This is a genomic window from Arthrobacter sp. 9V (assembly GCF_902506065.1).
GTDB lineage: Bacteria > Actinomycetota > Actinomycetes > Actinomycetales > Micrococcaceae > Arthrobacter.
On record NZ_LR732912.1, the window covers coordinates 1610427 to 1634343 of the forward strand.

Annotated in this window: 21 protein-coding genes; 12 read left to right on the top strand and 9 right to left on the bottom strand. The window is 62.7% G+C overall.

Annotated features, from left to right (window positions below; genetic code table 11):
* Positions 1 to 58 precede the first annotated feature (58 nt).
* The 3 genes from BACI9J_RS07540 (at position 59) to BACI9J_RS07550 (ending at position 5768) form a co-directional block, all read left to right on the top strand.
* Positions 59 to 1240, top strand: a complete 1182-nt coding sequence (locus BACI9J_RS07540) for an exonuclease SbcCD subunit D (RefSeq protein WP_159733837.1) — start codon at positions 59 to 61, stop codon at positions 1238 to 1240.
* A complete protein-coding gene (locus tag BACI9J_RS07545; RefSeq protein WP_159733838.1) occupies positions 1237 to 4275 on the top strand; it encodes an AAA family ATPase in 3039 nt (1012 codons plus the stop codon). Before BACI9J_RS07540 ends, BACI9J_RS07545 begins: the two co-directional genes overlap by 4 nt.
* A gap of 86 nt (positions 4276 to 4361) precedes the next feature.
* Positions 4362 to 5768, top strand: coding sequence for an MFS transporter (locus BACI9J_RS07550; protein ID WP_159733839.1), 1407 nt, complete (start codon positions 4362 to 4364; stop codon positions 5766 to 5768).
* Here BACI9J_RS07550 and BACI9J_RS07555 read toward each other — a convergent pair.
* Positions 5759 to 6370, bottom strand: a complete 612-nt coding sequence (locus BACI9J_RS07555) for a TetR/AcrR family transcriptional regulator (RefSeq protein ID WP_159733840.1) — start codon at positions 6368 to 6370, stop codon at positions 5759 to 5761. The genes BACI9J_RS07550 and BACI9J_RS07555 overlap by 10 nt on opposite strands.
* 202 nt (positions 6371 to 6572) lie before the next feature.
* Here BACI9J_RS07555 and BACI9J_RS07560 point away from each other — a divergent pair, with 202 nt between their 5' ends.
* From BACI9J_RS07560 to BACI9J_RS07585, 6 genes are all read left to right on the top strand, one after another.
* Positions 6573 to 8270, top strand: coding sequence for an amidohydrolase (locus tag BACI9J_RS07560; RefSeq protein ID WP_159733841.1), 1698 nt, complete (start codon positions 6573 to 6575; stop codon positions 8268 to 8270).
* A gap of 91 nt (positions 8271 to 8361) precedes the next feature.
* A complete protein-coding gene (locus BACI9J_RS07565) occupies positions 8362 to 9354 on the top strand; it encodes an ABC transporter substrate-binding protein (RefSeq protein ID WP_159733842.1) in 993 nt (330 codons plus the stop codon).
* Between the two features lie 26 nt (positions 9355 to 9380).
* A complete protein-coding gene (locus tag BACI9J_RS07570; protein ID WP_159733843.1) occupies positions 9381 to 10154 on the top strand; it encodes an ABC transporter permease in 774 nt (257 codons plus the stop codon).
* Positions 10154 to 10933, top strand: a complete 780-nt coding sequence (locus BACI9J_RS07575) for an ABC transporter permease (protein ID WP_159733844.1) — start codon at positions 10154 to 10156, stop codon at positions 10931 to 10933. The genes BACI9J_RS07570 and BACI9J_RS07575 overlap by 1 nt, the downstream gene beginning before the upstream one ends.
* On the top strand, positions 10930 to 11784 hold the full coding sequence (locus BACI9J_RS07580) for an ABC transporter ATP-binding protein (RefSeq protein ID WP_159733845.1): 855 nt from the start codon (positions 10930 to 10932) through the stop codon (positions 11782 to 11784). The genes BACI9J_RS07575 and BACI9J_RS07580 overlap by 4 nt, the downstream gene beginning before the upstream one ends.
* On the top strand, positions 11781 to 13391 hold the full coding sequence (locus BACI9J_RS07585; RefSeq protein WP_159733846.1) for a sulfatase family protein: 1611 nt from the start codon (positions 11781 to 11783) through the stop codon (positions 13389 to 13391). Before BACI9J_RS07580 ends, BACI9J_RS07585 begins: the two co-directional genes overlap by 4 nt.
* A 19-nt stretch (positions 13392 to 13410) precedes the next feature.
* Here BACI9J_RS07585 and BACI9J_RS07590 read toward each other — a convergent pair whose 3' ends face one another.
* Positions 13411 to 14385, bottom strand: coding sequence for a helix-turn-helix domain-containing protein (locus tag BACI9J_RS07590; protein WP_159733847.1), 975 nt, complete (start codon positions 14383 to 14385; stop codon positions 13411 to 13413).
* A 236-nt stretch (positions 14386 to 14621) separates the two neighbouring features.
* On the opposite strand from BACI9J_RS07590, the gene BACI9J_RS07595 reads away from it, so the two are divergent.
* The gene (locus BACI9J_RS07595; protein WP_159733848.1) at positions 14622 to 16097 is read left to right on the top strand and encodes an APC family permease; all 1476 of its coding nucleotides are present in this window, start codon (positions 14622 to 14624) and stop codon (positions 16095 to 16097) included.
* A gap of 72 nt (positions 16098 to 16169) precedes the next feature.
* Here BACI9J_RS07595 and BACI9J_RS07600 read toward each other — a convergent pair whose 3' ends face one another.
* Complete coding sequence (locus tag BACI9J_RS07600) at positions 16170 to 16970, bottom strand: MoaF C-terminal domain-containing protein (protein ID WP_159733849.1); 801 nt, start codon at positions 16968 to 16970, stop codon at positions 16170 to 16172.
* Positions 16971 to 17093: 123 nt separating this feature from the next.
* Positions 17094 to 17840, bottom strand: a complete 747-nt coding sequence (locus BACI9J_RS07605; RefSeq protein WP_159736396.1) for an IclR family transcriptional regulator — start codon at positions 17838 to 17840, stop codon at positions 17094 to 17096.
* A gap of 129 nt (positions 17841 to 17969) precedes the next feature.
* Between BACI9J_RS07605 and BACI9J_RS07610 the strand changes: the two genes are divergently transcribed.
* Positions 17970 to 19304, top strand: a complete 1335-nt coding sequence (locus BACI9J_RS07610) for an MFS transporter (protein WP_159733850.1) — start codon at positions 17970 to 17972, stop codon at positions 19302 to 19304.
* A 57-nt stretch (positions 19305 to 19361) separates the two neighbouring features.
* On the opposite strand, the gene BACI9J_RS07615 is transcribed toward BACI9J_RS07610, so the two are convergent.
* A complete protein-coding gene (locus BACI9J_RS07615; RefSeq protein ID WP_236558839.1) occupies positions 19362 to 20027 on the bottom strand; it encodes a phosphoribosyltransferase in 666 nt (221 codons plus the stop codon).
* Between the two features lie 85 nt (positions 20028 to 20112).
* Between BACI9J_RS07615 and BACI9J_RS07620 the strand changes: the two genes are divergently transcribed.
* Complete coding sequence (locus tag BACI9J_RS07620; protein ID WP_159733852.1) at positions 20113 to 20526, top strand: MarR family transcriptional regulator; 414 nt, start codon at positions 20113 to 20115, stop codon at positions 20524 to 20526.
* Between the two features lie 20 nt (positions 20527 to 20546).
* Here the strand turns inward: BACI9J_RS07620 and BACI9J_RS07625 are convergent, their stop codons facing one another.
* Genes BACI9J_RS07625 through BACI9J_RS07640 form a run of 4 tightly spaced genes read right to left on the bottom strand, consistent with a single transcriptional unit; the run spans position 20547 to position 23819 of the window.
* Positions 20547 to 21377: an alpha/beta fold hydrolase gene (locus tag BACI9J_RS07625; protein WP_159733853.1), complete on the bottom strand. Its 831-nt coding sequence runs from the start codon at positions 21375 to 21377 to the stop codon at positions 20547 to 20549.
* Position 21378: 1 nt separating this feature from the next.
* The gene (locus BACI9J_RS07630) at positions 21379 to 21708 is read right to left on the bottom strand and encodes a biotin/lipoyl-containing protein (RefSeq protein WP_159733854.1); all 330 of its coding nucleotides are present in this window, start codon (positions 21706 to 21708) and stop codon (positions 21379 to 21381) included.
* Positions 21701 to 22774, bottom strand: coding sequence for an alpha-ketoacid dehydrogenase subunit beta (locus tag BACI9J_RS07635; RefSeq protein ID WP_159733855.1), 1074 nt, complete (start codon positions 22772 to 22774; stop codon positions 21701 to 21703). The genes BACI9J_RS07630 and BACI9J_RS07635 overlap by 8 nt, the downstream gene beginning before the upstream one ends.
* Positions 22767 to 23819, bottom strand: a complete 1053-nt coding sequence (locus tag BACI9J_RS07640; protein ID WP_159733856.1) for a thiamine pyrophosphate-dependent enzyme — start codon at positions 23817 to 23819, stop codon at positions 22767 to 22769. The genes BACI9J_RS07635 and BACI9J_RS07640 overlap by 8 nt, the downstream gene beginning before the upstream one ends.
* Positions 23820 to 23917: the final 98 nt, after the last annotated feature.

Genomic DNA, 23917 nt, shown 5'->3' on the forward strand with positions numbered 1-23917 from the left:
CGACGGCGGACGGCTCGCCTGCGCTTTATTGTCGGTGCCCGGCGGTTAACTTGGGAATATGCGGTTACTACACACTTCCGATTGGCACCTTGGCCGGTCATTCCATGGCGTTGGCATGCTTGATGCCCAACGCAACTTCGTGGACCAGTTGGTGGCGCTGGTGGAATCCAGGTCCGTTGACGTCGTGCTGATCGCCGGAGATGTCTACGACCGCGCTTTGCCCGGGCTGGATGTGGTCAAGCTGCTTGACGACGCGCTGGTGCGCATCACGCAGGCAGGGGCCAGTGTGGTCTTGACCAGCGGCAATCACGACTCCGCCATCAGGCTGGGCTTTGCTTCGCGACTGCTGGAACGCGGGGGAGTCCACTTGAGGACGCAAGTGGAGGAGCTTGACGTACCTGTGCTGTTCCCCTTGTATACCGCCCAGGACAGCGCAGGGATGGGGCAACTGGCTATCTACGGCATTCCCTACCTTGAACCCCGGCTGGTCGCTGAGAGGTTGGGCGCTGAGAACCCCAACCATTTTGATGTCACCCTGGCAGCTGTGGAGCTGATCCGGAAGGATGTTCAAAAGCGCCGCGCATCCGGACCGGTTTATCCGGTAGTACTGGCACATACCTTTGCCAGTGGCGGCATTACCTCCGAGAGCGAACGGGACTTGAGCATCGGTGGGCTGGGCGCCGTTCCGCTGGATCTCTTTGAGGACTTCGCCTACACAGCACTGGGTCACCTCCATGGGCGGCAGGAGTTGGCGCCCAATGTCCGCTACTCCGGGTCTCCTTTGGCCTATTCGTTTTCAGAAGCCAAGCACCGCAAAGGTGCCTGGCTTGTGGACCTTGACACCCACGGCGTCGCCGTTGTTGAGGAGGTTCTGTGGGATGCTCCAAAAGCACTGGCCACGTTGCGCGGCACGCTGGAGGATTTGTTGGGGGACACTGAGCACGCGTGGGCAGAAAGCGCCTACTGCCAAGTCACCTTAACGGATGCACAACGGCCCGCTCAGGCCATGGAGAGGGTCCGCGCCCGTTTCCCGGACACCCTGGTTCTCTCCTTCGATCCCCAAGGTGTGCAAGCCCGGACCTCTACCAGCTACAGCAATCGTCTGGCGGCGGCAGAAGATGACCTCGGAGTCTGCTGTGGCTTCCTGGACCATGTCAGGGACCGGGGTGCGAACCATGCCGAAGAGGCTGCACTCCGCGAAGCACTGGAAGCTGTCCGGTTGCAGGAGGCGGGGCTGTGAGAATCCATCGTTTGGACATTGAGGCTTTTGGCCCGTTTGCAACACCCCAACACATTGACTTCGACCATCTGAGTGCACAGGGGCTTTTCCTCCTCAACGGCGCCACGGGGGCCGGAAAGACCAGCATTCTGGATGCCATCTGTTTCGCCCTGTACGGCTCCGTTCCCGGCGCCCGCCAGGAAGGGAAGCGGCTACGAAGCGATCATGCCGCGCCGGGTGCGGAGCCCCGTGTGGTTTGTGAGTTCTCCGCGCGTGGCCGCCGTTTTGAGGTGACCCGATCTCCGGCATGGGACCGGCCGAGTGCCCGCGGCCGCAATGGATTCACCACCCAGCAGGCCAAAACCCTGCTTCGGGAACGTGTAGCCGGGAGTTGGGAAGAGAAATCTTCCAGGAATGACGAGGTTGGTGCGGAGCTCGCGGACGTCCTGGGAATGGACCGGGAGCAGTTCACCCGTGTAGTGATGTTGCCACAGGGAGACTTCGCCGCTTTCCTTAGGTCCAAGGCCAATGATCGGCTGGACCTTCTCCAGAAATTATTCGGCACGCAACGATTTGAAGCTGTTGAACGCCAACTCCTGCAGCAAGCAGCCGAGGCAACCCGTGCCGTGCAGGAGAATGCCTCAGAGCTTAAAGTGCTGCTGGACCGGGTTGCTTCGGAGCAGGACCAGCTTAACCTTCCCGCTGCTGCTACTCAGGCAAGTGGGAACCAGCCGGGACCGGAGCCGAAACAGCAGCAGGGACAGGAGCCGGAGGCTTGGCTGGCCGCCGTGGAGGCAGAAGCGCGGGCTGAGTGGAAACGTCGCCAGGACGAAGCTGCTGAGGCAGAGTCGGTGTCCACCGGCCTTCTGGAACAGTTCCAGGAGGCCCAGGAGAGATCTCTCAGGCATGGGCGGCTCGCTGCTGCGATGCAGCGGCGGGTGCTGCTGGAGCTGGCAGCGCCCCGGGCATTGGAGAACAAGGAGATGCTCGGAAAGCATCGCCGGGCCGCTGTTCTCAGTGGGCAGCTCGAAGCAGTTGATTCGGCAGCGCGCAAAGTCGACGTTGCCGACGCACGGGCTGCGGGCGTCCGCGAGAAGCTCGGGGCATCGGGCTTGGACGCAGGCAATCCTGACGTAGCTCTGGAAACCGTCAAGGTCGGTTGCGCGGTTGTTGAGGCCCGGCTGGCCGATGAGCAGCGCTTGGAGGCGATCACAAAACGTCTCGCGACCATGCGTGAGGATAGGGCCGAACACCAGGCCGCTGCCGAGGCTTCGAGCACCCTCCTGGAACAGTTACGCGTAGACATGGCCGCCGTGGAGTCGGAGATTCAGCCTCTGGAGCCGTTGGCAGGCCAACTCACGGAACTGGAGCGGGAGGTTGCTGGAGCCTCAGGGCTGGTGGAGGTTGTGGCCCGGCACGCAATTGCCGGCAGGGAGTTGGACGGGATTACCCGGAAGCATCTCCAGGCCAGGACCGCATCGCAGGACCTCCGGCAGCAGTGGCTTGATGTCCGTGAACTCCGGCTTGCCAACGCAGCGGGAGAACTGGCGGCATCGTTGGAGAGCGGCCAGCCGTGCGCCGTTTGCGGAAGCGAAGAACATCCCCGCCCCGCCGAAGCCGTACAGTCAGCTCTCTCCCTGGCTCAGGAAGAGGAAGAAGCCAAGGAACGGTTTGAGGCAAGTGAGAAAGCCCTGGGGCGCCTCGCTGAGCAACTGTCCTCCGCAGCACAGGTGCTCGCCGGACTGGTGGCCCAGGGTGGTTCAGTGGATGCTGCAGAAGCCGAGTCCAAACTTGTCTCTGCCCGCCAAGCTGCCTCGGAGGCCCGCAAGGCTGCGGGGGAGTTGGAGAAGCTCCGCACCCGGCACGAGGACCTCAGCAAACGGATTGCGCTGGTGCAGCAAGAGCACGACGAATCCGTGAACGCGGCCGCCCGCGCCGCCTCGGGAGTGAACCTGCTTCAGGAGCAGTGTGCTGCCCTTGAAACAGAACTTGCCGGCTTGAAGGACGGCTTCCCCAGCCTCCGCGCGCGCTTGAAAGCGCTCATGGCTGAGCGCGGGCTTCTGCAAGCAGCCGTGGATGCAGAACGGGAACTGGAACAGGCACAAGAAGCCGCCCACGAGGCCGTCGCTTCCCTTGAAAAAGCCTTGGCGGAATCCGGATTCGCTTCAGCTGACGAAGCCCGCCGGGAAATTCTGTCGCCGGCCGATGTTGTGGGCCTCGAAAAAGACCTGGCCGATTTCGAGGCCGAATCGTCCCGCTTGGACGAGCTGTTTGGCGGTGAGGACTTGGTCCTTGCCGCCAAGGAAGCCAGCATAGGCGAACTCCCCTTGGCAGAGGCCGAACTTGCTGAATTGAAGCTGCTTGCTTCCAAAGCCGCGGATGATGCACGGGCCAAGGCCTTGGCGGCCGGCCTTGCAAGTAAGTCCGCGGATACGGTCGCCCGGCTAGGCAAGGAGTACCGGACCCTGGCGCTCGCCGGAAAGGAGCCAAGGAGCCGGGCGCATATGCTGGCGGAATTGGCGGACACTGTCCGGGGATCCGGAGATAACAACTACCGCATGAGCCTGAACACTTATGTCCTGGCAGCAAGGCTTGAGCAGGTGGCCATGGCAGCCTCCGAGCGCCTCGTGGCCATGAGCGATGGCAGGTACACGCTGCAACATACGGATGCGAAGGCAGCCAGAGGTGCAAAGTCGGGCCTCGGACTTGAAGTCGTCGACGAATGGACGGGTCAGAGGCGGGACACTTCCACCCTGTCCGGTGGTGAATCGTTCATGGCTTCATTGTCCCTGGCACTGGGCCTAGCCGATGTGGTGCAGCAGGAAGCGGGAGGCGTGGACATCGAGACACTGTTTGTTGACGAAGGCTTCGGCAGCCTGGATGAGCAATCCCTGGAGCAAGTGATGGACGCTCTTGAAGGACTGCGCGACGGCGGCCGGGTAGTTGGCCTTGTAAGTCACGTCGCGGAAATGAAGCAGCGGATCACCAACCAGCTCCAAGTGATCAAGGGCAGGAATGGTTCCAGCGTGCGGATTTCCGAAGCTGTTCCGGTCTAAGACCTATCCGATAGACTTAACCCGTTACACAGGGTCGCGCGCATCGGGAGGAGGGACGATGCGCATTCTTTAGCGAACCCGGATTAATGGAAAAAACTTCTGTAGCTTCACAGCCTGTATCGCAGGCTTCTTCACGCCCCTCACGCTCGCCCGGCCGTTTCGCGCGGCTTCCCGAGTTGGCTGGACCTGGCTTTCTGCCCTTGGGGCTCTTCGCCAGGCTTCCCTTGGCCATGCTGACGGTTGGCACCCTGACCTTGGTTACTGCCGTCAGCCACTCCTACGCTATTGGGGGCATGGCGGCCGGCGCGGTGGGCATCGGCTCAGCCTTGGGCGCTCCGGTGTTGGGTTCCCTGGCCGACAAGGCCGGCCAACGGATTGTGCTGCTGGTCGCAGCAGTCATCAACAGCCTTGCCGTGGCGGGACTTCTCGCCGCTGCCTATCTCACCACCGGGTACGGTTCAGTGGGTGATGCAGTTGGTGTGCTCATTGCAGCTTTCCTCGCCGGAGCCAGCTGTCCCCAGGTGGGTCCCATGGCCCGTGTTCGCTGGATGGCACTGACCACCCGCAATTTATCCGCAGCCAAAGGGGGCAGGAGTGTCGCGGCCAATCGGGCTGACCTGGATACGGCGTTGTCCTATGAAGGCACCGCGGACGAGGTCACTTTCGTCCTCGGCCCTGCCCTTGTAGGGGTCTTGGCGTCCGTGGTGGCACCGTGGTTGCCGCTCACTTTGGCCGCCGTCATGACTATCACCCTGGTTCCTGCCTTCGCGGTTCATCCAAGCCAGCTTGCGGTGGTGCCGGCGCCACGGAAACCCCGTGCCGGCCTCGCGCCGTCAAATGGACAGGTGCCTCCAATCGGAGAAGTGGCTTCCAGCGGAGAGGTGCCTCCCGTTGAGCAAACCACCCAGGCTCCGCAGCGGCGGAACCGTTGGGCCGCGGCCGTGGTGGCCGTCCCGGTGCTGGCCATGGTGTGCATGGGTACCTTTTTTGGGGCAACACAAAACGCCCTGAGCGCTTTCTCGGCACAGTATGCACCGGCCGAGATCGCCGGACTTTTGTATGCCGTGATGGGCCTGAGTTCAGCCGTGGCAGCGCTGTCCGTAGCTTTTTGGCCGCAACGGTTCAGCCTGGCTTCGCGGTGGGTTGCCGCGGCGCTGGCGATGTCCGTTTTGTCGCTCCTGCTGCTGCTTCCTGCGGGTATCTGGCCCATGGTTTTTGTCCTGCTGATTCTGGGCATCCCCGTGGGGCCGGTGATGGTGACAGTGTTCAGCATCGGTGGAGTGGTAGCACCGGCCGGTCGGATGGCGACGGTGATGACGGCGCTGGCCAGCGGAATCGTGGCCGGAACGGCGTTGGGCTCCTACCTGGCCGGGCAATTGGCGCAAACGCAGGGAGCCGGTGCGGCGTTCGTTGTTTCAATGGCGGCCGCGGGTGGCCTCTTGCTGCTGGGCGTTCTCACGTCCCTTGTCATGAAGCGCAGGCCTCAGGCGTAATCGAGGGCCCCGGCGAGGGACGCAGCCATGAGTTCCACTAAGCGCAGGGACCGTTCGTCGTCGGGGTCGGCCAGATGCTGCATGCTGATGCCGTCAATTCCGGAAATGAACAAACGGGTGATGTCCTCCAGGTTGGCGGGGACAGGTTCTCCCGCGGCTTCGGCGGCGGCACGGAACAATTCCAGAGTTGAGCTGACCCAGCCGTCGTACATGGAACGGTTCATGAGCAATGCCTGGGATTGGTCTTCGGTCTCTACCCGGAATCGCCGGAGGAGCAGCTCAAAGGTAGTGACCTGCTCGTGCGGGTTCTCCAACATGCGACTCCAGATGCGTCGCGCGTGGGCGCCCACCATGTGGCGTAGTCCCATTCCGGGATCGGCCACGGGCTCCAAAGCCTTGGCGTAGTCCCGGCTGAGGAAGTTGTAAACCTCTTCGAGCAGTTCGTCCTTGCTTCGGAAGCAATAGTGCAGGGCGGCAAGCGGGGCATCGGCTTCGGTGGCGATTCGTCGTGTGGTTGCTGAGGCGAGGCCGTCCTGGGCGATCACTCGTGCTGCGGCTTGGACGAACTGCAGGCGCCTTTCCTCGGCGGGAACCCTGGCCATTCATGCACCTTCTTCTTTTTCAACCGGTCTCATCGATCGTAGGCGCTATCCGCCGTGACGTCCTTGTGGCCGTGCCGGGGGCGGAAAAGTCCTCCAAAGAAATTTTACATCAAAACCTAGTCAAGTGACCCAGTCAAGCGACATACTTCTTTCAGGAACGTTGTCTGCATCACATTTCGATGCCGTGAACTGAGGAGAACCGATGGAAGACTTCGCTGATCTGGTGATCATGAACGCCTCGGTCCACACCATGGACCCGGCGGTCCCAGGGCGCCTAAGCGATGCCGTCGCTGTCAAGGGAGGCCGCATTGCCGCCCTGGGCTACAAAGACGTCAGCCAGTGGATCGGCCCCGCTACGCGTGTCATCGACGCCGCAGGTGGTGCTGTCATTCCGGGCATCAACGACGCCCATCTCCATTTCGTTTCAGCTGCCATGGCCGCCTTCGGGTATGTGCGCTTGGAGCCGGCGGTGGCACCTGACTGGGCGGCCGTCGTCAACGTCCTGGAATCAGCGCCGGCGGGGGAGGACGGCTGGGTGCGCGCCCATGGCTGGGACGAAGCCCTGCTGGGACAGGCACAGGGGTTTCTGCTTGATGCGAGGCCGGGCACGCCCGTTGTGGCATTCGACAGCACAGGACACCAGTTGTTGGCCAACGGGGAAGCCCTGAGAAGGGCCGGCATTGACGCCGCAACCCCGGACGTTCACGGCGGCGTCGTGGCCAGGACCTCTGACGGAAGTCCTACGGGATTGCTCCAGGACGGAGCCATGGAACTTCTTTCTCGGTCCATGCCGCCGGTCCCTGAATCCACGCTGCGGCCAGCCCTGCTGGCGCTCCAAGAGCAGCTGCATTCTCTGGGCATCACTTCCCTCACCGATCCTGGTTTGGGTCCGGCAAGCGCGGGGCTTATGGATGGTGCAGGTTCGACGGCGGCACTTGACTTACTGGGTGACCTCGCCGAAGCGAACCAACTGACCATGAGAATCAACGTCCTGATGCTCTTCGCGGGAACGGGCGGAGCCAATGCCCATGCGGTTGAGGCGGGTCTCCGCAGCGGATTGGCCGCTGCCTATCTGAACCGCGGCCTCAACCCTGAACAGTTGCGGATCGCGGGGGTCAAGATCTTTGCCGACGGTATTCCCCGCAGCGGCACCGCATGGATGAGTGAGCCCTACGGCAAGGCATGCACGCACGGAAGCTTGGTGATCCAAGGGGCCAGCGACGCTCAGCGGGTTGCTGAGCTGCACAAAATCCTGGAACTGATCAACGACGCCGGGTTGCAGGCGGGGGTTCACGCCACCGGGGACGCGGCCACCGCCGCCGCAGTTGAAGCCATCATGGCTACAGCCGACGGTCCGAAGAACCGCGCAAGGTCATCAGCTAACCGCCACTACGTCATCCACGGGGCCTTCGCGGATCCCGGCATGCTTCACACCATGGCCTCCCACGGCATTGGCTACAGCACCAACCCGCTCATCCGCCAAGAGGCCGGCGACATCATGCGCCAGGTTCTCGGTGAGGACCGCTTCTCCCGGCACCAGCCCCTGCAATCGGCGTTTGGAGCCGGAGTTCAAGTCAATTTGGCCTCCGATGCCCCCGTGACCAGTCCCGATTGGCGGCGCACCGTAGTGGCAGCCGTCCGCCGTGCCACTCGTTCCCAGCCGGGCGCCCCGCATGATCCGGAGCGGATTACCGGGCTGCAGGCACTGACTGCCATGACCATCAACGCCGCCTGGCAGGACCATGCGGAGCACTTCAAGGGTGCTTTGACTCCCGGGATGGCAGCAGATTTGTGTTTGTTGTCCAACCCTTGGCCGGTGGACGAGGAGATCGAAAAGCTCCTCGACACAGAGGTCAGGCTCACCCTGAGCGGTGGCCGAGTAGTCCACCAGTCCGCGTAGTCCACCGAAGCAACGTAATCGACCAATCAACGTAAATCACCCATCAAGCAGCTGGAATTCCCTTCCAACCATCCGTGATTCAAGGAGCACCATGCGACGCACAATTCCCTTGGCCCTGGCCGCAGTTTTATCCATGACTTTGGCCGCTTGCGGCGGCGGGTCCAACCCGGCCGCCGCGCCGGCCGCCGGTGGAACCACCACCCTCAAAGTGGGCACCATTGGCATCGGTTCGGATGCCGCTATCCGTCTTGCAGCTGACAAGGGCTACTTCAAGGAGCAGGGTCTCAACGTCGAGACTTCTGTTATTGCCAACCCCCCGGCCGGCATCGCAGCTGCCCAGAGCGGTCAGATTGATCTCACCTACACTCCCTCCATCCCGCTCTTGAATGCATTGAGCCAGAACGTGCCATTGAAGATCATTGCCGCAGCTGACGGTTACAAGGATGGTGCCAGCGAAGGAGCTGACCTGAACCGCGTAGATGACACCGGGCTTCTGGTACAGCAGACGTCCGCCATCAGCAGGCCCAAAGACCTCGAGGGAAAAAGCGTCAGCGTCCCCGCCCGCAAAGCACAGTTGGAGGTCACGGTCAGCAAACTGGTCAAGGACGACGGCGGAGATCCCGCCAAAGTGAACTGGATGGTCCTCGATCCCTCATCTGCACTCCAATCACTTAATTCCGGACGGGTGGACGCCGCATCCCTCGTGGCCCCGTTCACGTCCAAGGCCGCAGCGGAAGGCAACAGGCTCCTGGCCTCGCCCGGCGTCGAGTTCTTTGAACAGGGCGCTATTGGCCTGTGGGTAGCCGGGGCGAACACGGTGAAGTCCAAGGAGAAGGCGCTGGAGGGTTTCAAAGCTGCCATCTACAAGGCGAACGCTTACGCCAATGGTCACGTAGATGAAGCCCAGCAGCTCAGCGCCGAAATCACCAAGACTCCGCTGGACGTGGTCAAATCCGGTGCCGTGAACTACTGGCCCGAAGAGGTCCGCCCTGAAGACATCGAGCGCGCCAACAAGAACCTTGCCGACCTCGGCTTCCTTAAGGAACCCGTGAAGCTGCCCGCAGACGTAATTTTCGGGAAGTAGGCAGGAAGCCATATGGGAGATTCATCATGAAAGCATCCATCCGCCCCTATGCGTTCAGTACCTTGGGCATCGTCGGAGCTTTGATTATCTGGCAGGTTCTCGCTGCGGCCAACGTGGCAGGAAACGCCCTGCCGACTGCCACCGCGGTGTTCACTACGCTGGCCACCATTTTGGGCACGGGCACGTTCTGGTCCGCTCTTGGCGCCACTATGGGCATCGCATTGCTCGCGCTGGCTTTGGCGGCGCTGGCGGGAGTAGTCCTCGGGTTGCTCATAGGCAGCTTCCAATCCGTGCGGTTCGCCACTTTGGCAGTGCTGGAATTCCTGAAGCCGGTCCCGCCGATCGTTATCCTTCCCCTTGCGGTGCTGGTGCTTGGCCCCACTGCTGAGATGTCGCTGTTCCTGGTGGTCTTCGGGTGCTTGCTCCCCATCGTCATGCAGACCGTGGATGGTGTTCAGGGGACCGATCCCGTGGCACGCGATACTGCCCGCTCCTACGGCATGGGCGAGGGAGAAATTCTGGCGCGGGTGGTTTTGCCCAGTGCCATGCCCTACATCGGGACAGCCATGCGGGTGGCAGCTCCTGCTGCCCTTGTGGTCACTGTGGTGGCAGGCCTCCTTGGTGGGGGTCCGGGCTTGGGCCAGAGCATTTACCAGGCACAGGCTGCGGGTGACTACGCCAGCCTCTACGCTCTGGTGATGGTCCTCGGTGTCCTGGGTCTGCTGTTCCAAGGTGCTACCCGGTTGGCCGAGCGCCGGGTCCTGCACTGGCATGAGTCCTACCGGGAAGTGGTGCCCTGATGAGAAACCTCGCAATCCGAAACTGGGTGATCGGTGCAGGTACCCCGGTGCTGCTGTTGGCGGCCTGGTGGTTCCTTTCCGCCAACTCCATCGATCCGTTTTTCCCACCGCTGGAATCCATCCTCATCCGTTTCCAGGAGCTGTGGCTGTTTGACCACTTCCAGTCCGATGTCCTCCTGAGCCTGGGCAACCTGTTCCTGGGCTTTGCCATCGCAGCGGTGGCCGGGGTCGGTCTGGGCTTCGCCACTGCGCTGGTGCCTCCTGTCCGGTGGATGATCGATCCGTTGATCCATTTCCTCCGTGGTATTCCTCCCGTGGCACTGGTTCCGATCTTCATCTCCCTCATTGGCTTTGGTACCCAAATGCGCGTCACCAGCATCGCCCTGGCGGCTTTGTTTCCCACCATGATCGCCACGGTGGACGGCATCCGCAGCGTCAGCACCGATCTCATGGACGTTGCCAGGGTTTACCGGTTGAGCCGAAAGGAGCGGGTGCTGAACGTCCTCCTGCCGGCGGCGATGCCCCAGATCTTCTCAGGACTTCAGGTGAGCCTTCAGGTGGCCTTCATCGTGATGATCGCCAGCGAGATGCTGGGGAGTTCGCAGGGAATCGGAGCCATGACCTTGTTGGCACAGCAGAGCTTCATGACCGCTGACATGTGGGCCGGCATCCTGCTCCTGGGGGTCATCGGATTCCTGGTCAACATCCTGTTCAGCCTGCTCAAGCGCAAGGTTTTGTCCTGGTACATCGGATCCCGTCGCATGGCGCGTGCAGCATGAGCGCCCCGCAGGTCCCGACTCTTCCCACCCGAAACAGAAAGTCCACCATGGCACAGCAACCAGAAACCCGCATCAGTGCGACCACACCTCGGTTGGACGTGGCGCATCTCGCCAAGACCTACGGCAGCGGCGAAAAATCACATACGGTCATCGAAGACCTCACCTTCACCGTGGATGCCGGCGAAGTTGTCTGCATCGTTGGTCCATCAGGGGTTGGAAAGACCACACTCCTGAAATGCCTGGCCGGGCTCCACCCGGCCAGCAGCGGACGGGCAGCCATTGACGGGCGAACCATCAGCGGCCCGCCACCGGAGATGGCCTTGGTTTTCCAGGACTACAACCGCTCGCTCATGCCATGGCTCACTGTGCGAAAAAACCTGGTCCTTCCTCTGCGGCACCTCAAGTTGCCCGCAGCGGAACTGAAGGAGCGCTGCGACAGTGCGCTGGCCGCCGTCGGCCTGTCACATGCCCACAACCAGTACCCCTGGCAGTTGTCCGGCGGCATGCAGCAACGCGTGGCTATTGCCCGGGCACTGGCGTATCGGCCGGAGATCCTCATCATGGACGAGCCTTTCGCATCAGTGGACGCGCAGACCCGCTTTGACCTGGAGGATCTGTGCCTGAAGATTCGGAAGGACTTCAACATGACCATCTTGGTGGTAACCCACGACATTGACGAGGCTGTCTATCTGGCAGACCGCGTAGTGGTCCTCGGGTCCCGTCCCGCCCGCGTCCTCAAAGTGGTGGATGTGGACCTGCCGGCACCGCGCGACCAAATCACCACACGTTCGCTGCCGGACTTCGCCCGGCAGCGAACCGAAGTGCTGTCCCTCATCAAGAGGCCCGCGTGACGGGGCACGGAGCGGCGTCCGCGGATCGCCGGCCCAATGTCCTCTTCATCATCGCTGACCAGTTGCGGGCCGACCACCTTGGCTTCGGCGGTAACGCCACAGTCAAGACGCCAAACCTGGATGCGCTCGCAGCCAAGAGCGTGGTTTTCGAGAATGCCACAGTGGCCAACCCGACGTGCATGCCCAACCGTGCCAGTCTCATGACCGGACGATGGCCTTCTGCGCACGGCACCCGCTGCAACGGCATCACCTTGGACCCGTTAACGCAGACTGTCCCGGGTTCCCTGGGCGCGGGAGGCTACCGCACAGTGGGCGTGGGGAAGCTGCACCACCAGAACATGGGGTGGGAGTTTGAACCGCACCAAGCGGAGGAGATCCGGGCTACGGACCCCCTGTTGCTGGACTCGGGTGTCAGCGATGCCCGCCGTCAGGGTTTTGCTCCGGGCTGGGATCAGTGGGAGAACCGCGACGCCCACGATGCCCGGTTCATACCGCTCCCCGCGGACTACTACGGGTACCAGCACGTGGACCTTGTGATCGGCCACGGGGACCGGCCCGGCGGTCACTACGTCCATTGGGCGCGGGAGCGCGGCGTTGACCCTGAAACGCTGGGAGGTCCGGGAAATTCCTCCAGCACATACGGCGGCTGGGATCAGGTGTACCAGACGGCCATCCCGGCAGACGTGCACCCCACCAGCTATGTGAGCGAGAAAGCAATCGAGCACCTGAAGGATGCTGCGGGTCAGGACCAGCCCTTCTTCATGTTTGTCTCCTTCCCGGACCCCCACCATCCGTTCTCGCCACCGGCAGGATATTCAGACCTTTACGATCCTCAGGACCTGCCGCTCCCGCTTGGATTCGAGCAGGGCCATGCCGCCTCGCCTGCCCACGTGCGGAAGATGGTGGAACACCGCGGAAAGCCGAACATGGACCCCACCATGACATGGGCGGCCACGGAGGAACAGTACAGGTTCGCAGCGGCCGCCCAGTATGGCCTGATCACCATGATGGACGAGCACATTGGCCGGATCCTCGATGAGCTGGATCGCCAAGGCCTGGCCGAGGACACCATAGTGGTGTTCACCAGCGATCATGGAGACCTTTTTGGCGATCATGGCCTCATGCTTAAGCACTTTGTCCATTACCGCGCGGTGACCAACGTCCCCTTGCTGGTGCACCTTCCCGGGACCTCCGCGCGGCGTACACGGGCCCTGGTTTCCAGCGCGGATTTGGCCCCGACGCTGCTTGAGCTCTCCGGGTCAAAGGAGTACCGGGGGATTCAGGGGCGCTCTCTTGTGCCTCTTCTGCGCGGGGATACCGATCATCATCGGGACGCGCTGTTGGTGGAGGAGGAACAACCCTTTGGCTTGGACGGGTTGCCGGGACCGGTCCGTATGCGAACGGTCATCACAGCTGAGGGCAGGCTGACCCGCTACTTCGGCTCCGGGATTGGCGAGTTGTACGATCACTGCGAAGACCCCGGGGAGCTGGCTAATCGTGCGGGCAATCCTGCCTATGCCGGATTGGAAGAACGGCTCTTGCGAACCATGCTGGAAGAGATGGCAGCCCTCACGGACCAAGGAACAGCCCCGACGGCGGCGGCCTAGTCAGCGGTCCGGCGAGCTGTCAGTGGCTGTTGCGGTAGCCGGTGGGGGAGTTCCCGAAAGCTGCGCGGAAGATGCGGCTGAAATGGGCAGCATCAGTAAATCCCCACCGTGCCGCGATGGCTGTTACGGGTCGATCGGCCAGCACTGGGTCCCTAAGGTCCCGCCGGCACCGTTCCAGTCGCCGCTGCCGGATGGAGGCAGCCACTGTGGTTCCGATTTCCTGGAAGAGGTCGTGCAGGTGCCGGGTGGAGATGTAGTGTGCAGCGGCTATGGTTCCCGGGGAGAGCTCGGGGTCACCCAGGTTTGCCTCGATGTAGTCATGGATGCGGCCAAGCAGCAGCAAATGTGGATCCCTGCCTGTTTCGATCAGTTGATCGAGTTCACCGTTGAAGAGCGTGGTCACCAGGTCCAAAGCGTTATGGACCAACCGGAGCCCGTTGGTGCCGGAGAGGGCCTCGAGGTTATCGGCCAGCTTTACCAGGAAGGGGCTGATGAGTTCGCCCAGGCCCTCATCGCCCGGAATGCGCAGGGCCGTCACATGTCCCATTGCTTCAGCAGGCAAGTCCAGCAGGACATGCGGGAACATGAGCACCAAAGTGCGGAAGTCGTCGTCGAACGTTAATTGGTACGGGCGGGAGGTGTCGTAGATGGAGAGGTCGCCGGGGAGCAGCACTGCCTCGCGTTCGTCCTGAACCAGACGACCCGATCCCGCCAGCTGGATGCTGAGTTTGAAGTAGCGTCCTGTGGACTTGCCAATCAGCTCCGGTGTGCGCTGGACAGTGTGCGGCCCGGCGGTAATTTCCACTACGGAGATCTGTCCCAGCACCCGTGCACGCATGGTGCCGCGGAAATCAGTGGCTTGGAACGATGAATTGTTGGGACCTGTTGCCAACAGGGGAACGAAGGAGGTGGAGATTGCCTTGCTCCACTCCTGGAACGACTCCGCCACGATGGTTTCCACAGTTGCGGGGCCCGTATCAGCCGCGACGGTCATCAAACTCCTTTTAAGTGGCCCGCGGCGCCGCTGCCACTGATGCCGGGAATGCCCGGTTGTGCGGACGTGAGCTTGCCCACGATTCTACACCGGGCGGCCCCTGCGCCCGTGCTTGCGTGCACCGACAAACACCCTGCCGTGTGAGACAAGTCACCTAGGTACCTGGCGGTGGAAGATTGCGGAATGACAGACACCGTGCCGCGCAATCTCCCGCGGCACCGAGGCAGGAGCACACTATGAGCGTGGACAACCCCGTCAAGGGCAGGGCCGCCGGAGCCGCAGACATTAAGAGGCGGCTCGGCGTACCGGCAGTAACCTTCATGATTATCGCGGCCTCGGCGCCGCTGACTGTGCTCGCGGGCGGCGTAACCACCACCTTCGCGGTCACCGGCGTCACCGGCGTTCCGCTGTCCTTTTTGATCCTTGGCGCAATCCTCGCCCTGTTCGCTGTGGGTTACGCCGCAATGAGCCGCTACGTCACCAATGCCGGGGCCTTCTACGCCTACATTGCGCAAGGCATCTCAAGGCCGGCCGGCGTGGGAGCATCGCTGATTGCCCTCATGGCCTACAACCTTATGCAGGTGGGCATCTACGGGTTGTTCGGCTTCACCGTCTCATCGCTGCTGTCCGCCCGGCTTGGCATCAGCGTGCCGTGGTGGATTCCCGTGCTGGTGTGCATCGCAATCGTGGGATGGCTGGGCGTGAACAGGGTGGACCTGTCCGCCAAGGTGCTGGGTGTCCTGGTTGCGCTGGAGTTCCTGGTGGTCATTGCCTATGACGTCATCAGCCTCGCAGTGGCACCCGAGGGCATCAGCGCAGTAACCTTCAGCCCGGAAAGCCTGTTTGTTCCCGGGATCGGAGCGGTCCTCTCGTTCGGAATCGCGGCTTTCATGGGCTTCGAATCCGCTGCCATTTACGGTGAAGAGTCCAAGGACCCCAAGCGCACCGTAGCCCGGGCAACCTTCGCTGCCGTTGGCATCATCGCTGTCTTCTACGCAATCTCTGCCTGGGCCATGACCGTCGGTGCGGGACCTTCCGCCGTCATTGAGGCAGCCACCACCAATGGCCCGGACATGATCTTCGCCTTCCTCGGCACGCACGGCGGCGTGCTGCTCAGTGACATCGCCCAGATCCTCTTTGTCACCAGCCTCTTCGCCGCACTCGTCAGCTTCCACAACGCCGTAGCCCGCTATTTCTTCTCCCTCGGCCGCGAGCGTGTCCTGCCGTCGGCCCTGGCCAAGGTTCGGGCCGAAAGCGGGGCACCCTTCGCCGGTTCTCTGGCGCAGACGGTGATTGCCGTCGTCGTAACCATCGCCTTCGCTATTGCCGGCTCCGGCTCCGAAATGGGCGAGCTGTACCCCGTGCTGACCATGTTCACGTGGCTAACCAACAGCGGCGCCATGGGGCTGGTGCTGCTGATGGCCGTGGTGTCGGTGGCGGTGATCGGATTCTTCCGCCGCCAGCGGCACGGGGCAAGCCTATGGGTCAGGGTGATCGCTCCCGGCCTGGGTTTCGTGCTTCTGGCCGTTGTCTTTGTGCTCATCATGGCCAACTTCAATGTCCTGCTGGGGCAGACCGAGTCAACAGCGGCGTCGTTTGTCCTGCCGATGCTGGTGCTGCTGCCCGGAGTTGTTGGTCTCATCTGGGGCCTGCGTCTCCGGCGCTCGCAGCCGGAACTGTATGCCCGGATCGGCCATGGGTCTGAAGACTGAGAACCTCTCAATCAGAAAGGAAGCCCCGGCGAACGTTCCTCTCGCCGGGGCTTCCTTTCTGTGTCTGGTTGTTTACATTCCTGTAGCCGGGTTGAGTCCCGGGCTGTGATGGCTGATGCTGATCAGGCGTCCGTGTGCGCCGAAAGTGAAGTGCACCGGTTCAGTGCCTGCCTCGTCCCATCCGAAGAGGCTGCCGTGGGACCTGATGGCGTGGGGATCACGGTGGTCCGCGATGGTGACTGAACCGCAGGGGATGACTTTCTCCCGCCATGTGAACACGAAGATTCCGGGGCGGACCTGAAAAACGGTGTTGGAATCCGTGTCCGCCAGTCCGCGCTCAGGACCCGCCAGACACTGCCAGGTGTACCAGGTGGGGCTCAGATAGATGTGCTCATAGGCGTGGGATTCGCTGTAGACCCACTCAACGCGGCGGCCAATGAGTGCGTTGCTTTCTGAAATTGCCGCTCCCGTGCTGAGGTGACCATCGAGCGTCCCTGGGCGGAAATCGTGCTGGACGGCGACGCTGGAGGCCGTTGCCCTGCCGAGCGCGGCGCCAATGTAGAGCGCCCTGCCGTGCAGCAGGTCAAGGACCAGGGAGACGGCAAGCCTGGGATCCTGTTGGCTCTGCCATTGGGCGTAGTACAGTTCCTCGGCTACCAGAAAGGCCTCATAGGGGGCGGTTCCTGAATGGCCGGCTGCAGCCCAGTGAACTTCTTCGTCGCCGAAGCTGAACGTCATGGGGCCGCCGTCATTGTTGAGGGAGAACTGTTTTCCTGCCAGGTCTTGCACAATGGGGGCTTTATTGGCATCGAAGCCGGGCGCCAGGCCGTCCAACGGCAGCCAGTTGGAGGTGTCTAGGAGATTCAGGCTCATGGGTTCCTTCTCGGGCTCGAAAGAAGGACCGGACGGCATGTCCGGTCCTTCATCCGAGTATTCGCTTCACAGCCACCATCGTCTTGTGCTGTGGGGCACAGCGCTTGACCTGCAAGGAAAGGATCAGGCCAGTTGGCTTTCGATCCGGGCAGCACTGGCGGCGAGCGCTTTGCCCACGGCATCGGCGTCTTGATCCAGGCGGATATAGACGACGGCGATCGCTGCCGGCCGTCCGCCCGGGACCCGGATGGGGGCGGCAATGGAGGATAGGCCGGCGATGACTTCGTCATGGCTGGTGGCATAGCCGAGGCGACGGGCTTCGTGGGCTTCGGCGCGGTAGGGGTTCGGGGCTCCTACTTGCTGCCACCGCTCTTCGGTCATGGTTGATTGGATGGCAATCCCCGGGGCGCCGGTGGCGATGGGGTGGCGGTTGCCGGGATGCTGGGCGAGGGCGGTGCCGGAGTGCCGTGGTTCAACGGTGACCAGGTTGACGCATTCCTGGTGGTCCCACACCGCGACGAAGGCTGTCATGTGCAGTGTGTTGGCCAGTTGCGTGAGTTCGGGGAGCGCGGCTGTTTGGAGGCTTCGTGACACGCCGCGGGCCAGGACTGAGAGTCCTGGGCCGGGTTGAACGCGTCCGGAGTCGTCGCGCACCAGCAGCGAGTGGTCCTCAAGTGTCCGGAGGATTCGGTATGCCACGGAGCGGTGGACGCCCAGGGCTTCGGTGAGTTCGGCGATGCTGAGGGGGCGTTCGGCGGCCGCGAGGATCTCCAGCGCGCGGATTCCGCGGGAGAGGGTTTGCGACGGCGGAACCTGGGTTGATGCTTCAGGTGGGCCCTTGACGTCGCTGCGGGGATTCATGCGAACCATTCTATGGTGGCCCACACCGCAGGGGTCTGTGCTTTGGCTCACAGGTTGTAGTATTCTTTCCTAACTGACCGTTCTGTCGGTTAATGCAAGTCAAGCGCCGACCAGTCACTCTCACCCCATGGAGTTCCAATGACCGCAACTTCCACTGTCGACTCCCCGTCAGGCCCCAGCAGCAAGCGCGAAGAGCGCAGGGTACTGGCCGGGACGTTGGTGGGCACCACCATTGAGTGGTACGACTTCTTCATCTTCGCGCAGCTCACGGCTACGCTGTTGGCCCCGTTGTTCCTTTCTCCACTTGAGAAGTCCAATCCCGGAGTCGCGCAGCTCCTGTCGTTCGCCACAATTGGCATCAGCTTCCTGTTCCGCCCCCTCGGGGCGTTCGTCGCCGGACACCTCGGGGACAGGATGGGCCGCAAGGCTGTACTCGTCATGACACTGGTCATGATGGGTGCTGCCACTGCATTGATCGGCTTGCTGCCCACCTACGCCACCATCGGCGTCTGGGCGCCCATCTTGCTGATCACCCTGCGCGTGCTCCAAGGGTTCTCGGCCGGTGGAGAGTGGGGCGGTGCTGCACTCATGGCTGTGGAGCATGCGCCGCTCAAGAAGCGCGGGCTCTTCGGTGCTTACCCGCAGATCGGCGTTCCCATCGGCATGATCCTGGCCACGGGCCTGCTGTTCCTGCTGCAGTCGGGAATGTCCAAGGAAGACTTTGCTTCATGGGGCTGGCGTGTGCCGTTCTTGTTGTCGGTGGTCCTCATTGTGGTGGGCTACCTCATCCGCCGCGCTGTTGGTGAGAGCCCTGTCTTCAAGGAGATCGCCCAGCGGAAGGCCGAGAGCAAGGCGCCCCTGGGCGAACTGTTCCGTAAGAACAAGAAGGTAGTTGTTCTTGCAGCGTTGATCTTCATCGCCAATAACGCCGCAGGCTACCTGCTGATTGCCTTCTTCATCTCCTACGCCACGCGTACCTTGAAGATGCCCACGCCGCAGGTACTGTTGGCCACCACCGTGGCGTCCTTCGGCTGGCTGATCTTCACCATGGTGGGCGGCTGGTTGTCGGACAAGATTGGCCGCGTCAAGACGTTCCTGATCGGTTACGGCCTGGTCTTCGCCTGGATGATTCCCATGTTTGTTCTGATCGATTCCAAGGACATCGTGCTCTACGGTACGGCCCTGTTCGTCCTCACCATCGGCTTGGGCCTGTCCTACGGGCCCATGTCCGCCATGTACGCCGAGATGTTCCCGGCGCAGGTCCGCTACTCCGGAATCTCCATCGGTTACGCATTGGGCGCCATCCTGGGTGGTGCTTTCGCTCCGCTGATCGCACAGGCGCTTCTGGACACCACCAAGTGGTCCGGCTCCGTGGGCATCTACATCATGGTTCTGTGCGTGATCTCCGCAATTGGCGTGATCCTCGCCAAGGAAACCCGTGGCCGTCCGCTGGGATACAGCGTTCACCACTAACAGGGGACAAGGAAAAGACGGGCGCGGTCCAGCTGGACCGCGCCCGTCTTTGCGCTGCTAGCGCCCGCCTGCACCGGCACCTTTGAGTTGACCTACGACGTCGGCGTCGGTCAACTGCTCGAAACGTTCGTAGAAAGCGCCAACAGCATGGAACTTGCCGGGCGTGTGCAAGGCCATGACGAAGTCACATACCCGGGCCAAGGACGTTGAGGCTTCCAATGATGCCACGGGCACCGCGGCCACCACCGTAGCTGCACCGCCGGCCCGGACTGATTCCACAGCTGCCCGCATGGTGGCGCCTGTGGCGAGTCCGTCGTCGGTCAACACGACTGTCTTTCCCCGAAGATCGTGGTCGATGCCCGGATATGTTTTGGCGCGGCGGATCAGTTCGGCACGTTCATGGGATTCCACGGCATCCAGGGCGGACTGGGAAATTCCGTGGGCGAGGATGAGTTCCTTCAGGGGCCTGTTGACCATTCGAAGGACGTCGCCCTGCGACCACGCCAAGGCCCCGAAGGCGGTCTCGTCACGGCCGGGGATGCCCAGCTTGCGGACCAGTACGGCACCGAAGGGCAGGTAAAGCTCTGCAGCTGCTGCAGCGGCTACCGGGACTCCGCCACGGGCCAGGCCCAACACGATGGTGTCCGGCCGTTCCCTTAGTTGGGGGAGTCCTTCAGCCAGGCGTCGACCGGCTTCCGCGCGGTCCTTGAAACGCATGCCCATCTGCTCCACTTCCACGTAATTCGTTGCATGTCCAGCCTACAGTCCACACCTTGCCCGGTGCGGCCCCCGCTGAAAGCATGGCCTTGTGAACAAGCCCATCGGATATTGGATCAAGAGGCTCGACGCCGCACTGGACGTCCAGTTGGATGCCACCCTGGCCAGGATCAAGCTCACCCGACGCCAATGGCACATCTTGGGTGCGCTTTCGGATGGTGCCATGCTGCCGGATCAGCTGGAGGACATCCTTCAGCCGCTGTGGGGTGGCGATACCAGGCTGCGTGAGCGGGAACTTGCTGCCTTGGTAGGGCATGGGCTGATCACCATGATCGATCACAGGCTGGCACTGAGCGAACGTGGCCGGGAGAAATACCACCAAGCCCAACGCCTGATCGACGATGCACGCCAGGACTTATCCATGGGAATCGGCATGGACGAGTACGCCATGGCATTGAGCGTGCTGGAACGGATGAGCCTTAACGCCGAGCGACTGGCCCGCTGAGACTGCAGGCAGCCTGAGAACTACACCCCGAGGAATTGAACGGCAGCTTCCTTGAACGCCCGGCTGGTTATCACGTTGGTATGAGTACGCCCCGGGATCACCAGGGTCTCCACCATGCCGCCGCGTTTTCCGGCGAGAGCGGCCAGTTCCGGCATGGTGGTTGCCCGTTCGTCCTTCTCTCCGGCTACCAGCAACAAGGGCATATGAGGGGCGGCTTCGGCGGGATCGAAGGGTTCGCCTTTGATGGCCTCAATCAGCGACAACATTGCAAACAGGTTGTTGCTGGGCAGCATTTGGGCCATCTTCAGCAGCCCGGCCGTGGACGCGTCCTCAATGGGCGTGCCGTCGGATAGATGCCGCTGGGCGGCAATGAGGTCGAAAGCGGCCAACGGATCAGCCGAGCTGGGTCCGCCCAACACGATGCGGTGAACCAGGTCCGGCTGGGTGGCGCCGAATTCCCATGCCAGCCGTGAACCCAGAGAGTAGCCAATGACGTCCAGGCCGGTGGAAGGGTCGCCGTCGCGCAGGGGCCGGGCTCCGGCGTCGGTCACTATTTGGAGAAGGTCGGCCCGGATACGGCTGGGTGTGTACGAGTCCAGGTCCTCAGGGGAGTGGCTTCTGCCGTGACCGGGGAGGTCGACCGTGATCACCCGGCGTCCTGCATCCTGCAAGGTGGTGATCCAGCCGCTGTCCACCCAGTTCAGTTTGGTGGAGGAGGAGAAGCCGTGGATCAGCAGGACAGGCCGCAGGCCGGCATCGGTGCCGGGCTCGTGGACTTCCACATACAGCCCCGGGTCCGTGCCCTCAACTGTGTGCCTGTGCTGTTCCATGGTGTGCCTGCCGGTCATCATGTCAGTCCTCATCGAGTACGGCGCTCAGGCGGACCCGGCGCTTGGGTGCTTCGTCCTTCGGAACAGTGCCCACGATCCCGGCGGTGTCATCCGGGACCTCGAACACGATCAGCGGCTCGCCAACGTTGATGGTCTCACCGGGCGCTCCGTGAATACGCACCACTTTACCCGCCTGCGGGCTGGGCAATTCGAGGGCTGACTTGGTGGTTTCGAGCTCCACGATCGGCTGATTGCGTTCCACCTGCTGACCTGGCTCCACGAGCCAGTCCAGCACGGTTGCCTCAATAAGGCCTTCGCCGAGATCGGGAAGCGGGAAGGAAATTTCAGCCACGGCGGTACTCCAGTACACGTTGGATCCCAAAGAGGATGCGATCGATGTTGGGGATGTATTCGTCTTCCAGGTCCCCGGAAGGATAAGGCACGTCAAAGCCGGTGACACGCTCCACCGGCGCCTTGAGCGTTGCGAAGCAGCTCTGTGTGATGAGTTGGGCCACTTCGGCACCCAGCCCGGAGGTCAGCGGCGCTTCATGGACGACGACGGCGCGCCGCGTCTTCCCCACGGAGGTTGCCAACGCTTCAGCATCAATCGGCTTCAGCCAGCGCAGGTCCAAAACCTCCACGTCGATTCCGTCTTCGGCTGCCAGTTCGGCAACCTGCAGGCAGCGGGCCACCATGGCACCCCAGGCAACGAGGGTGAGGTGGCGTCCTTCCCGGGCCACGCGGGCGCCCGTGAGGTCGCCGCCGTTGGACGTTTCGGCGTCGTGCGTTGGTTCGCAAGGCACCGCGGAGGTGAGGTCCACGGGCCCCTTCTGCCAGTAGCGGGACTTCGGTTCCATGAAAATCACCGGGTCCGGCCGGGTGGCAGCGTACTTCAGCAGATGGTAGGCATCGTGCGGGGTGGACGGGGAAACCACTTTGAGCCCCGGGACGTGGGCGAAGAGTGCCTCCAGGCTTTCGCCGTGGTGTTCGGGTGCGCGGATGCCGCCGAAGCTGGGTACCCGCAAGGTGATGGGCATGGGCAGCGTGCCGCGGCTGCGGTAGTTCATGCGGGCAATCTGGCAGACGATCTGATTGATGGCCGGGTAGGCAAAACCGTCGAACTGGACCTCGGGGATGGGGTGGAAGCCTGCCATGGCCAGGCCCACGGACATGCCGAGGATGCCGGACTCGGCCAGCGGGGTGTCGAAGACGCGGTCCTGGCCATGCTTGTCCTGCAGTCCGTCGGTAATGCGGAAAACCCCGCCCAGCCGGCCGCAATCCTCGCCGAAAATGACAGTCTTGGGGTTCTCGGCCAGGATCTCGTCCAAGGCCCGGTTGAGTGCCTGTTGCATGGACATCTGCTGGAGGCCTGCTGCGGCAGTCTCAGTGCCGGCCAGCGCCGTGGTGGTCTCAGACATGTTCGGACTCCTCGCGCCACGCTGTGGCCTGGGATTGAAGTGCGGGCGTTGGTTCCTGGAAGACCATGCTGAACATTTCAGCCCCGGGCCGCGGACCCAGGTCCGCTATGCCCGCACGGACTGCTTCTTCTTCCTCTTCCGCGAGGCGCTGTGCCTCAGCGAAGAAGGCGTCGTCGGCTACGCCTTCGGCGAGGAGCCGCTGCTTGAAGCGCTCCAGCGGATCAACGCCGGCATCCAGGCGTTCCTCCTCCAGCGTGCGGTATCGGCCGGGATCATCTGCGGTGGAGTGCGGGCCGCGGCGGTAGGTCATGGCCTCGATGACTACAGGGCCATCGCCTGCGCGGCAGTGTGCGAAAGCCGAACGCGTCGCTTCGTAGACCGCTACAACGTCATTGCCGTCCACCTGCAAGGAGGGAATGCCGTACCCTGCAGCACGGGCCGCCACGGAGCCGCCGGCTACCTGGTGTTCGGTGGGGACTGAGATGGCCCAGCCGTTGTTCTGAATGAAGAAGACCACGGGGGCCTTCATGACGGCGGCGAAGTTCATGGCTTCGTGGACGTCGCCCTGGGAGGAGGCGCCGTCGCCGAAGTAGGTCATGGCTACGCCCATCCCACCCCTTGCGTGGTCGGCCAGGGTTTGGCCGTGGGCCCAGCCCACTGCATGCAGCACCGAACCTGCTACTACTGCCTGGATGGGGGCGAACCTGGACTCCAGCGGGTTGTACATGCCGCCGTGCCACGTGGCCTTGTGCGTGGACATGTAACCCACCATGTCCAGGCCCATGGCCCGGGCTACCCCCATTTCGCGGTACGTGGGGAAGACGAAGTCGCGCGTCCGGTCCACGGCGTACCCGCTCCCGACCTGAGCCGCCTCCTGGCCAAGCTCCGGAGCGTAGCCGGGAATGATGCCTTGGCGCTGCCAGGCGACCGCACAGGTGTCCAGGTGCCGTACGGCTGCCATGAGCGTGTAAAGCTCACGAAGTTGATGGTGGGTGAGCGGGGCCGCGTCATCATCGACGGCTCCCCGCACGGCTTTGGTAGTCATGGTGTGACCCTAGTCACCGGGTGGGCGTGTGCGCAATCAGCTCAGTTCAAACGGAACACTTTGTACAATTTGGGCAGACTAAGAAGCCCCGCACAGTA

What these genes read in the sequence shown, in the direction of transcription:
- BACI9J_RS07540 (WP_159733837.1), top strand. Translation starts at nt 59, where the DNA reads ATGCGGTTACTACACACTTCCGATTGGCACCTTGGCCGGTCATTCCAT.
- BACI9J_RS07550 (WP_159733839.1), top strand. Translation starts at nt 4,362, where the DNA reads ATGGAAAAAACTTCTGTAGCTTCACAGCCTGTATCGCAGGCTTCTTCA.
- BACI9J_RS07555 (WP_159733840.1), bottom strand. Translation starts at nt 6,370, where the DNA reads ATGGCCAGGGTTCCCGCCGAGGAAAGGCGCCTGCAGTTCGTCCAAGCC.
- BACI9J_RS07560 (WP_159733841.1), top strand. Translation starts at nt 6,573, where the DNA reads ATGGAAGACTTCGCTGATCTGGTGATCATGAACGCCTCGGTCCACACC.
- BACI9J_RS07565 (WP_159733842.1), top strand. Translation starts at nt 8,362, where the DNA reads ATGCGACGCACAATTCCCTTGGCCCTGGCCGCAGTTTTATCCATGACT.
- BACI9J_RS07570 (WP_159733843.1), top strand. Translation starts at nt 9,381, where the DNA reads ATGAAAGCATCCATCCGCCCCTATGCGTTCAGTACCTTGGGCATCGTC.
- BACI9J_RS07575 (WP_159733844.1), top strand. Translation starts at nt 10,154, where the DNA reads ATGAGAAACCTCGCAATCCGAAACTGGGTGATCGGTGCAGGTACCCCG.
- BACI9J_RS07580 (WP_159733845.1), top strand. Translation starts at nt 10,930, where the DNA reads ATGAGCGCCCCGCAGGTCCCGACTCTTCCCACCCGAAACAGAAAGTCC.
- BACI9J_RS07590 (WP_159733847.1), bottom strand. Translation starts at nt 14,385, where the DNA reads ATGACCGTCGCGGCTGATACGGGCCCCGCAACTGTGGAAACCATCGTG.
- BACI9J_RS07595 (WP_159733848.1), top strand. Translation starts at nt 14,622, where the DNA reads ATGAGCGTGGACAACCCCGTCAAGGGCAGGGCCGCCGGAGCCGCAGAC.
- BACI9J_RS07600 (WP_159733849.1), bottom strand. Translation starts at nt 16,970, where the DNA reads ATGAGCCTGAATCTCCTAGACACCTCCAACTGGCTGCCGTTGGACGGC.
- BACI9J_RS07605 (WP_159736396.1), bottom strand. Translation starts at nt 17,840, where the DNA reads ATGGTTCGCATGAATCCCCGCAGCGACGTCAAGGGCCCACCTGAAGCA.
- BACI9J_RS07610 (WP_159733850.1), top strand. Translation starts at nt 17,970, where the DNA reads ATGACCGCAACTTCCACTGTCGACTCCCCGTCAGGCCCCAGCAGCAAG.
- BACI9J_RS07615 (WP_236558839.1), bottom strand. Translation starts at nt 20,027, where the DNA reads ATGGGCATGCGTTTCAAGGACCGCGCGGAAGCCGGTCGACGCCTGGCT.
- BACI9J_RS07625 (WP_159733853.1), bottom strand. Translation starts at nt 21,377, where the DNA reads ATGATGACCGGCAGGCACACCATGGAACAGCACAGGCACACAGTTGAG.
- BACI9J_RS07635 (WP_159733855.1), bottom strand. Translation starts at nt 22,774, where the DNA reads ATGTCTGAGACCACCACGGCGCTGGCCGGCACTGAGACTGCCGCAGCA.
- BACI9J_RS07640 (WP_159733856.1), bottom strand. Translation starts at nt 23,819, where the DNA reads ATGACTACCAAAGCCGTGCGGGGAGCCGTCGATGATGACGCGGCCCCG.